Here is a 9,415-nt window from a genome sequence, read left to right as displayed (position 1 = left end):
AGGCGAGGGGCCAAGGGCGGCGGGCCGGGGGTTGCGGCGGCTTATCGCGCCGTCCCGAAGCCTGCAACCGGAACGGCCTGCAACCGGCATGCCGGGACGGACGTTCGATCAGGCGTGCGGGGCGTCGCGGACCCTCGTCCACGCGCCCGAGGCCGCCTCGCTCCCGACACCGACGGGTGCGAGATTTGCGTGCCGACATCCAGACCCGGAGAAGCGATCACCATGGCGCGCCAGCCGACCCTCGAGTTCTGGTACGAGTTCGCTTCGACCTATTCCTACCTCGCCGCCGCCCGGATCGAGGGACTGGCCGCGGCGGCCGGCGTCGCCGTGCGCTGGCGCCCGTTCCTGGTCGGGCCGATCTTCGCCTCGCAGGGCTGGACCAGCTCCCCCTTCAACCTCTACCCGGCCAAGGGCCGGAACATGTGGCGCGACCTGGAGCGCGAAGCCGCGCGCTGCGGCCTGCCGCCCGTGCGCCGCCCCGATCCGTTCCCGCAGAACAGCCTCAGCGCGACCCGCGCCGCGATCCTCGGGCAGGACCAGGACTGGCTGGTGCCGTTCTCGAAGGCGGTGTTCGAATCCTGCTTCGCGCACGGCCGCTCGATCGCGGAGCCCGCGGCGGTGGTCGAGATCCTCAACGGCCTCGGCCTCGACGGGACGCAGCAGCTCAAGGCGGCGGCGAGCGAGGCCAACAAGACCAAGCTCCGCGTCGTCGGCGAGGAGGCGCGATCGCGTGGCATCTTCGGCGCCCCGACCTTCCTGACCGACGACGGCGAGCTCTTCTGGGGCAACGACCGGCTCGAGCAGGCGCTGGCCTGGGCCGCCGGCGAGCGGCCGGGCGACATGCGCTGACGAGAATTCGCGCCGAACGGATCCCGCGGCGAAACAATCCGGCCGAAGGCCCCGACATCGCCTGAATCGCCGGGCTGATGCGCGAGCTCGACACCGCCGCCCGGACGCCGCCATGCCCTTGACCCGCCGCCACCTCCTCGCGACCTCGGCCGCCGCCGCCGCCGCCGGCGTCGCCCTCGCCGGGGCCGCCCGCGCCCAGTCCTACGGGCAGCGGGTCGCGGTGACGAGCGACGAGGGCAGGGCAGTCGCCAACTCGGTGCTGCCCGGCGAGATCACCGGGCAGATCGCGTCCCTGCGCGGCGTCACCTATGTCGGCCCGCGCGAGGCCGAGACGACGCTGTACGAGTTCTTCGACTTCAATTGCCCCTACTGCCGCAAGGCCGCCGCCGACGTGATCGCGCTGCACGCCGCCGACCCGGCGCTTCGGATCGGCCTGGTGCAGAACCCGATCCTGTCGCCGCAATCGGCGCAGGCCGCCAAGGTCGCGCTGGCCGTCCAGCGCAAGCTCGGCTCCGAGGCCGCCTGGGCCTTCTACGGCCAGCTGCTTGGCAAGCCCGGCAAGATCGACGGCCCCGGCGCGCTCGCCGCCGGCACCGCGCTCGGCATCGCCGGCCCGGATCTGGAGACGATCGCCGACAGCGACGAGGTCCGCGAAGCGCTCAAGAGCCAGATGCGGATCGCGGCCGATCTCGGCCTCTACGCGACCCCGTCCTACGTGCTCGGCAATGCCGGCATCCTCGGCCATCCGGGCGCGCGCGCGATGGCGAAGATGATCGCCGCCACGCGCCGGTGCGATCGCCTCGCCTGCTGATCGACACCTGCGGATCGCGGCTTTCGCGCAAGCTCGGCCGGGGCGCCGCCGCCGGCCGATCGCCTTGCGCGGCTCCGGTTGCCATGCTAGGCGGTCGCCGCGCCGGCCGAGGGATCTTCATGGTCCCCGACCGCCCGGCACAATCCCATTTCCCGACGGTCTCCGGCCCGGCGCCCTCAGTACGGCGCGGCCCGGTCGGAACCGAAGGGCCAAGGAACAAGAGAGAGCGACGGGTGGCGCAGAACGGTTCCGAGGGTTCCCTGGTCGGCGGCGTGTCGGGTCGATACGCCTCCGCCCTGTTCGATCTCGCCCGTGACGAGCGTCAGGTCGATGCGACGGCCGAGGGCCTGGAGCGCTTCGACGCCCTGCTCAAGGAGAGCGCCGATCTCCGCCGCCTCGTGCGCAGCCCGGTCTTCTCCGGCGAGGAGCAGGCCGCCGCGATCGGCGCGATCCTCGAGAAGGCCGGCATCACCGGCCTGGCCGCCAACTTCATCCGCCTCTCGGCCGCCAACCGCCGCCTGTTCGCGCTGCCCGGCATGATCTCCGCGTTCCGCAGCCTGGTGCGCGAGTCGAAGGGCATCGTCCGCGCCGAGGTCCGGGTGGCGGAGCGTCCCTCCGACGCGGTGCTGGAAGAGATCAAGGCGAGCTTGCGCGACGTCGCCAAGTCCGAGATCGACCTCGACCTGCACGTCGACCCGAGCCTGATCGGCGGCCTCATCGTGAAGATGGGCTCGCGCATGGTCGACGCCTCGCTCCGGACCAAGCTCAACGGCATCCGTCTCGCGATGCGGGAAGCGCGCTAGGCGGTCCGAGAGGACGCTCCGGCTCCCGCCATCACACGTAAACACCTGATTCGAACGAACTGAAGGGCCCGACGATGGACATCCGCGCCGCCGAGATCTCCGCGATCCTGAAAGACCAGATCAAGAACTTCGGCGAGGAAGCCGAAGTCTCCGAGGTCGGCCAGGTCCTGTCCGTCGGCGACGGCATCGCCCGCGCCTACGGCCTCGACAACGTCCAGGCCGGCGAGATGGTCGAGTTCGAGTCAGGCGTGCGCGGCATGGCGCTCAACCTCGAGCAGGACAACGTCGGCATCGTGATCTTCGGCTCCGATCGCGACATCAAGGAAGGCCAGACCGTCAAGCGCACCGGCGCGATCGTGGACGTGCCGGTCGGCAAGGCCCTGCTCGGCCGCGTCGTGGACGGCCTCGGCAACCCGATCGACGGCAAGGGCCCGATCCAGTCGACCGAGCGTCGCCGCGTCGACGTGAAGGCGCCGGGCATCATCCCGCGCAAGTCGGTGCACGAGCCGATGGCGACCGGCCTCAAGGCCGTCGACGCCCTGATCCCGGTCGGCCGCGGCCAGCGCGAGCTGATCATCGGCGATCGCCAGACCGGCAAGACCGCGATCGTGCTCGACACGATCCTGAACCAGAAGCCCGGCCACGCCGCGGGCGGCGACGAGACCTCGAAGCTCTACTGCATCTACGTCGCGATCGGCCAGAAGCGCTCCACCGTCGCCCAGTTCGTGAAGGTCCTCGAGGACCAGGGCGCGATGGAGTACTCGATCGTCATCGCCGCCACCGCTTCGGACGCCGCGCCGATGCAGTTCATCGCGCCGTTCGCCGGCTGCGCCATGGGCGAGTACTTCCGCGACAACGGCATGCACGCCGTGATCTCGTACGACGATCTCTCCAAGCAGGCCGTGGCCTACCGCCAGATGTCGCTGCTGCTGCGCCGCCCGCCGGGCCGCGAGGCCTATCCCGGCGACGTGTTCTACCTGCACTCGCGCCTGCTCGAGCGCGCCGCCAAGATGGGCGATGCCGCCGGCAACGGCTCGCTGACCGCCCTTCCGGTCATCGAGACCCAGGCCAACGACGTCTCGGCCTACATCCCGACCAACGTGATCTCGATCACCGACGGCCAGATCTTCCTGGAGACCGACCTGTTCTACCAGGGCATCCGCCCGGCGGTGAACGTCGGCCTGTCGGTCTCGCGCGTCGGCTCCTCGGCCCAGACCAAGGCGATGAAGAAGGTCGCCGGCAAGATCAAGGGCGAGCTGGCGCAGTACCGCGAGATGGCGGCCTTCGCCCAGTTCGGCTCGGATCTGGACGCCTCGACCCAGCAGCTGCTCAACCGCGGCTCGCGCCTCACCGAGCTCCTGAAGCAGCCGCAATTCTCGCCGCTGAAGATGGAAGAGCAGGTCGCGGTGATCTACGCCGGCGTCAACGGCTACCTCGACAAGATGCCGGTGGCGAAGGTCCGCCCGTTCGAGGACGCGCTGCTCTCCGCGCTGCGCTCCAAGCACGCCGACCTGCTCTCCACCATCCGCGACTCGAAGGACCTGTCGGACGACAGCGCCGCCAAGCTGAAGAGCGTGGTTGAGGGCGTGGCCAAGTCGCTCGCGAACTGAGAACCCGCCGCATCGGGCGCCCGGCGACGGGCGCCCGATCGTGAACAGGCCCTGAGAGACCGGACCACCCGATGGCGAGTTTGAAGGATCTGCGCAACCGCATCACTTCGGTGAAGGCGACGCAGAAGATCACCAAGGCGATGCAGATGGTCGCCGCCGCGAAGCTGCGGCGCGCCCAGACGGCCGCCGAGAGCGGCCGGCCCTACGCCGAGAAGATGGCGGCCGTGCTCGGCAACCTCGCCGGGAACCTCGTCGGCGGCGTCGGCGCCCCGAAGCTGCTGGCCGGCACCGGCAAGGACCAGACGCACCTGCTGATCGTCTGCACCGGCGACCGCGGCCTGTGCGGCGCCTTCAACTCGTCGATCGCGCGCCTGGCGCGGGCCCATGCCGACAAGCTCACGGCCGAGGGCAAGACCGTCAAGATGATGACGGTCGGCAAGAAGGGCCTCGACCAGCTGCGCCGCCAGTTCCGCGAGCAGATCGTCGAGAGCCAGGACATCCGCGGCAACCGCCCGGTGGACTACCCCTTCGCCGCCGAGATCGCCGACAAGATCCTGACCCGGTACGAGGCCGGCGAGTTCGACGTCGCGACGCTGTTCTTCTCCGAGTTCCGTTCGGTGATCTCGCAGATCCCGACGGCGCAGCGGCTGATCCCGGCGGAGCTGCCCGAGGGCGTCGCCAGCACCACCGGCGCGCCGGCCGACTCGGCCCTGGAGTTCGAGCCGTCCGAGGAAGCGATCCTCGAGACGCTGCTGCCGAAGAACCTCACGGTCCAGGTCTACCGGGCGCTCCTGGAGAACGCGGCCTCCGAGCAGGGCGCCCGCATGAGCGCCATGGATTCCGCGACCCGCAACGCGGGCGAGATGATCAAGAAGCAGACGCTGATCTACAACCGCACGCGTCAGGCGATGATCACCAAGGAACTCATCGAGATCATCTCGGGCGCCGAAGCCCTCTAAGCGCCCTCACCGGCGCACCGACCGCATACCTTTCAAGGGCACGCAATCATGGCAAACACCGCTCTCCCCGGCGCCGGCTCCAACAAGGTCGGCAAGATCACCCAGGTCATCGGCCCCGTCGTCGACGTCCAGTTCGACGGCCACCTGCCGGAGATCCTGAACGCGCTCGAGACCAAGAACAACGGCGCCCGCCTCGTTCTCGAAGTCGCCGCTCAGCTCGGCGAGAGCACCGTGCGCTGCATCGCGATGGACACTTCCGAGGGCCTGACCCGCGGGCAGGAATGCACCGACACGGGTTCGCCGATCATGGTGCCGGTCGGCCACAACACGCTCGGCCGCATCATGAACGTCATCGGCGAGCCGATCGACGAGGCCGGCCCGATCCAGTCCGACAGCCTGCGCGCCATCCACCAGCCGGCGCCGGACTACACCGACCAGTCGACCGAGTCGCAGATCCTCGTCACCGGCATCAAGGTGGTCGACCTGCTCGCTCCCTACGCCAAGGGCGGCAAGATCGGCCTGTTCGGCGGCGCCGGCGTCGGCAAGACCGTGCTGATCATGGAGCTGATCAACAACATCGCCAAGGTGCACTCGGGCTACTCGGTCTTCGCCGGCGTCGGCGAGCGCACCCGCGAGGGCAACGATCTGTACCACGAGATGATCGAGTCCAAGGTCAACATGGACCCGAAGGAGCATAACGGCTCGGCCGAGGGCTCCAAGTGCGCGCTGGTCTACGGCCAGATGAACGAGTCGCCCGGCGCCCGCTCGCGCGTCGCGCTCACCGGCCTCACCATCGCCGAGGACTTCCGCGACCAGGGCCAGGACGTGCTGTTCTTCGTGGACAACATCTTCCGCTTCACCCAGGCCGGCTCGGAAGTGTCGGCGCTGCTCGGCCGCATCCCGTCCGCGGTGGGCTACCAGCCGACGCTGGCCACCGACATGGGCGCCCTGCAGGAGCGCATCACCACCACCAACAAGGGCTCGATCACCTCGGTGCAGGCGATCTACGTGCCGGCCGACGATCTGACCGACCCGGCGCCCGCCGCCTCCTTCGCCCACTTGGACGCGACCACGACGCTGTCGCGCTCGATCGCCGAGAAGGGCATCTACCCGGCGGTGGACCCGCTCGACTCGACCTCGCGCATGCTCTCGCCGGCGATCCTCGGCGAGGAGCACTACGAGGTGGCCCGCAAGGTCCAGCAGACGCTGCAGCGCTACAAGTCGCTCCAGGACATCATCGCCATCCTCGGGATGGACGAGCTGTCGGAAGAGGACAAGCTGACCGTGGCCCGCGCCCGCAAGATCGAGCGCTTCTTCTCGCAGCCGTTCTCGGTGGCCGAGATCTTCACCGGCTCGCCGGGCATCCAGGTGCCGCTGGAAGACACCATCAAGGGCTTCAAGGGCCTCGTCGAGGGCAAGTACGACGACCTGCCGGAGGCGGCCTTCTACATGGTCGGCACCATCGAGGACGCCCAGGCCAAGGCCAAGAAGCTGAAGGCCGCCTGAGGTCTTGAACGGCAAGATCGTCCTTCTGGTCGTCGGCCTCCTGGCCGGCGGCCTCGTCGGCTACGTCACGCGGCCCGAGGCGGCCGAGCTCAAGATCGGGCCGCTCTCGGTCGAGGTGCAGGGCGACAGCCCGGCCGGTGCCCGAGGCGGCGAGCTGACCACCGGTCAGATGCAGCATATCGGCCTGTTCGCCGGCATCGGCGCTCTGGTCGGCTTCGGCCTCGGTTTCGCCACGGACCGGCGCAGGGCCTAACCTCTCAGGTCGGCACGCAGCCTTCAGCAGGCCGCGTGCCGGGAATGACAAACGTCGGGATTCCGAGCGCATGGCCACCTTCCACTTCGATTTCGTCGGCCCCGAGCGGTCGCTGTATTCCGGCGAGGTCGAGTCGGTGCAGCTTCCCGGCACCGAGGGCGAGATGACCGTCCTCGCCGGCCACGCTCCGGTCCTGACCTCGCTCCGCGTCGGCGTGATCGTGGTCACCGAGCGCGCCAACAGCGGCAAGCGCATCTACGTCCGCGGCGGCTTCGCCGACATCGGCCCAACCGGGGTGACGGTGCTGGCCGAGCGCGCGGCGCCGATCGAGGAGCTGACCCCGGAATCCCTCGACCGCGACATCGAGGCGGCCGAGCTGCAGCGCGACGCCACCGAGGACCTGCGGAAGCGCGAGGAGCTGAACGGCCAGATCGTCCAGCTCCAGGAGACCAAGAACCTCCTCAAGCTCTGAGCCCTTCGCCGCTCTCGGCCGAGGCTCCCCGAAGCCCGCTCGAACCGCCGTCACCGGTGCGGTTCGGCGGGCTTTTCCATGTCGAGGACGTGCGCGATCAGCGCCTCGGCCGCTTCCGGGCCGACGGGACAGCCCTGGTCGAGCCAGCGCCGGCGCGCCGCCGCCAGGGCGAGCCCGATCCGCGGCCCGGCCGGGATGCCGCGGGCGACGAGGATCGCGCCGGTCACCGGCAGGACCGGGGCCGGGCCGTCCTTCATGTCCCTCCAGGCAGCCGCGGCGTCGGCCCCGATCACCGGCCGCGGCTCGCCGGCGACGACAGCCAGCGCCGCCCCCAGGGCCGCCGTTCCGTGCTCGGCCGCGAGCGCCCGCAGCGCCGGAATGTCGATCACGGCCCGGGTCTTCAGCGCGGCGAGGGCGCGGGCATAAGCCTCGAGGGCGACGTGCTCGGCCTTGGACAGGCGCAGGCTCTCGGCGAGGCGCTCGGCATCGGCCCGCGTCGTCACGGAAAGGGCGGCGAGCCGGTGGATCGTCGGAGCGCCGGCCGCGATCGCGCGCGACAGACGCCCCCTCTCGGCGACGCCCCCGGTGATGCGGGCCAGGAGGCCGGTCTCGGCGAGGACATCGACCGCCTCGAGCGCATGCGGCGCGGCCAGAAGCTTCAGGAATTCCGATCGCACGCGCTCCCGCGACAGGCCGTCGAGGGCCGCCCGCGCGGCGATGCAGGCGGCGAGCGCGTCCGCGTCCGGTCGGCCCTCGCCGAAGCGGGCATGGAAGCGGAAGAACCGGAGGATGCGCAGGGCGTCCTCGCGGATCCGGGTCGCGGGGTCCCCGATGAAGCGGACGCGGGCGGCCGCGAGGTCGGCGCGGCCGCCGGTGGTGTCGTGCAGCGTACCGTCGGCCCCGAGCGAGAGCGCGTTGACCGTGAAGTCCCGCCGCTCGGCGTCGCGCACGAAGTCGCGGCCGAAGCGGACGACCGCGTGCCGCCCGTCAGTCTCGACGTCCTCGCGCAGGGTCGTGACCTCGACCGGTCGGCCGGCGACGACCAGCGTGACGGTGCCGTGCTCGATCCCGGTCGGAACCGCCTTGAGGCCCGCCGCCCGCGCGCGGGTGATCACGGCGTCGGGCAGCAGTGTCGTCGCCAGGTCGATGTCGGCGGCGTCGATCCCGAGGAGCGCGTCGCGGACGCAGCCGCCGACGAGGCGGGTCTCCTCGCCGGCCTGGTCCAGGGCGCCGAGCGCCGCCCGCACCTCCGGCCTGGCGAGCAGCCGTGCCGGGCCCTCGGGGTCGAGGCTGCGCATCAGCGGAACTCGCCCGGCACCAGGCGGCCGTTCTCCATGTGGGTCGGCACGAAGCCGGCGGCATGGCGCTCGGAGAACAGGCCCGAGGCGACCATCGAGGCGATCACCACGGCCAAGCCGGCCAGGACGAGGCGGAAGGCCTGCGCGTCCCAGTGCGCCCGCTGCAGCGGGTTGCGGCCGACGAGCAGCAGGTAGGCGAAGAACAGCCCGAAGGGCAGCAGGAAGAGCCCGAACTCCTCCACGAAGCGACGCAGCATGGCACCCGATCGTTGGGCGCGGGCGATCCCCGCGCGGCTTAAGATTGGGCCTTCGGCCGCCCGAAATCGAGCCGTTCGGCGAGGTTGTGCAGGATGCCCGCTGTCACACCCCAGATCAGCCGCTCGCCGTAGGGGAGGGCGTAGAATCGCCGCTCGCGCCCCTGCCACACCCGCATCCGCAGCTCGTAGTGCGCGCGGTCGGCGAGCACCGCCAAGGGCACCTCGAAGATCGCGTCGACCTCGGCCGGGTTCGGCGCGAGGCGCGCCTGCGGGTCGATCAGACCGATCACCGGCGCCACCAGGAACCCGGTGCCGGACAGGTAGGGATCGAGGTAGCCCAGCATCCGCACGCGCTCCGGCGACAGGCCGATCTCCTCCTCGGCCTCGCGCAAGGCCGCCGCGTGCGGGCTCGCATCGGTCGGGTCGATCTTGCCGCCGGGCAGCGCGACCTGGCCGGAATGGTCGCGCAGGTGGGCGGCGCGCTGCGTCAGCACGATCGCGAGGCCGGTATCGCGCGCGACGACCGGCACCAGCACGGCCGCCCGGCGATGGGGCGGCGGCGGGATCACGGCGCTGCCGTCGGGCTCCAGGCTGTGG

At 70.8% G+C, this 9,415-nt stretch carries 11 protein-coding genes; 8 read left to right on the top strand and 3 right to left on the bottom strand.

From position 1 onward, the window contains the following. Positions 1-222 precede the first annotated feature (222 nt). From FV230_RS19270 to FV230_RS19235, 8 genes are all read left to right on the top strand, one after another. Positions 223-849, top strand: a complete 627-nt coding sequence (locus tag FV230_RS19270; protein WP_147729303.1) for a 2-hydroxychromene-2-carboxylate isomerase — start codon at positions 223-225, stop codon at positions 847-849. A 112-nt stretch (positions 850-961) separates the two neighbouring features. After that, complete coding sequence (locus FV230_RS19265; protein ID WP_147843535.1) at positions 962-1,660, top strand: DsbA family protein; 699 nt, start codon at positions 962-964, stop codon at positions 1,658-1,660. A 233-nt stretch (positions 1,661-1,893) separates the two neighbouring features. Continuing rightward, complete coding sequence (locus tag FV230_RS19260) at positions 1,894-2,463, top strand: F0F1 ATP synthase subunit delta (RefSeq protein WP_147728193.1); 570 nt, start codon at positions 1,894-1,896, stop codon at positions 2,461-2,463. 74 nt (positions 2,464-2,537) lie between these two features. Next, positions 2,538-4,073 carry a F0F1 ATP synthase subunit alpha gene (gene atpA / locus FV230_RS19255; RefSeq protein ID WP_147728192.1) on the top strand — a complete coding sequence of 512 codons (1,536 nt, stop codon included), beginning with the start codon at positions 2,538-2,540 and terminating at the stop codon, positions 4,071-4,073. 71 nt (positions 4,074-4,144) lie between these two features. Continuing rightward, positions 4,145-5,032 (top strand): F0F1 ATP synthase subunit gamma, encoded by an 888-nt coding sequence (locus tag FV230_RS19250; RefSeq protein WP_147728191.1) that lies wholly within the window; start codon positions 4,145-4,147, stop codon positions 5,030-5,032. Between the two features lie 48 nt (positions 5,033-5,080). Continuing rightward, positions 5,081-6,538, top strand: coding sequence for a F0F1 ATP synthase subunit beta (atpD, locus tag FV230_RS19245; protein WP_147728190.1), 1,458 nt, complete (start codon positions 5,081-5,083; stop codon positions 6,536-6,538). A gap of 4 nt (positions 6,539-6,542) precedes the next feature. Further along, on the top strand, positions 6,543-6,791 hold the full coding sequence (locus FV230_RS19240; RefSeq protein WP_147843534.1) for a hypothetical protein: 249 nt from the start codon (positions 6,543-6,545) through the stop codon (positions 6,789-6,791). Positions 6,792-6,861: 70 nt separating this feature from the next. Beyond that, positions 6,862-7,263, top strand: a complete 402-nt coding sequence (locus tag FV230_RS19235; protein WP_147843533.1) for a F0F1 ATP synthase subunit epsilon — start codon at positions 6,862-6,864, stop codon at positions 7,261-7,263. 50 nt (positions 7,264-7,313) lie between these two features. On the opposite strand, the gene FV230_RS19230 is transcribed toward FV230_RS19235, so the two are convergent. The 3 genes from FV230_RS19230 to FV230_RS19220 all read right to left on the bottom strand — a co-directional run. After that, entirely contained in the window at positions 7,314-8,561 is a 1,248-nt protein-coding gene (locus FV230_RS19230) for a CCA tRNA nucleotidyltransferase (protein WP_147843532.1), read from the bottom strand. After that, on the bottom strand, positions 8,561-8,818 hold the full coding sequence (locus tag FV230_RS19225; RefSeq protein WP_147843531.1) for a DUF6111 family protein: 258 nt from the start codon (positions 8,816-8,818) through the stop codon (positions 8,561-8,563). Before FV230_RS19225 ends, FV230_RS19230 begins: the two co-directional genes overlap by 1 nt. Before the next feature lie 38 nt (positions 8,819-8,856). Then, positions 8,857-9,415, bottom strand: a 559-nt coding sequence (locus FV230_RS19220; RefSeq protein WP_147843530.1) for a CoA pyrophosphatase, incomplete at its 5' end; no start/stop codon positions are given.

The organism is Methylobacterium sp. WL6 (assembly GCF_008040095.1).
Taxonomy (GTDB): Bacteria; Pseudomonadota; Alphaproteobacteria; order Rhizobiales; family Beijerinckiaceae; genus Methylobacterium.
Note: the sequence above shows the minus strand (reverse complement) of the source record. Positions and strands in the feature narration are given on the sequence as shown.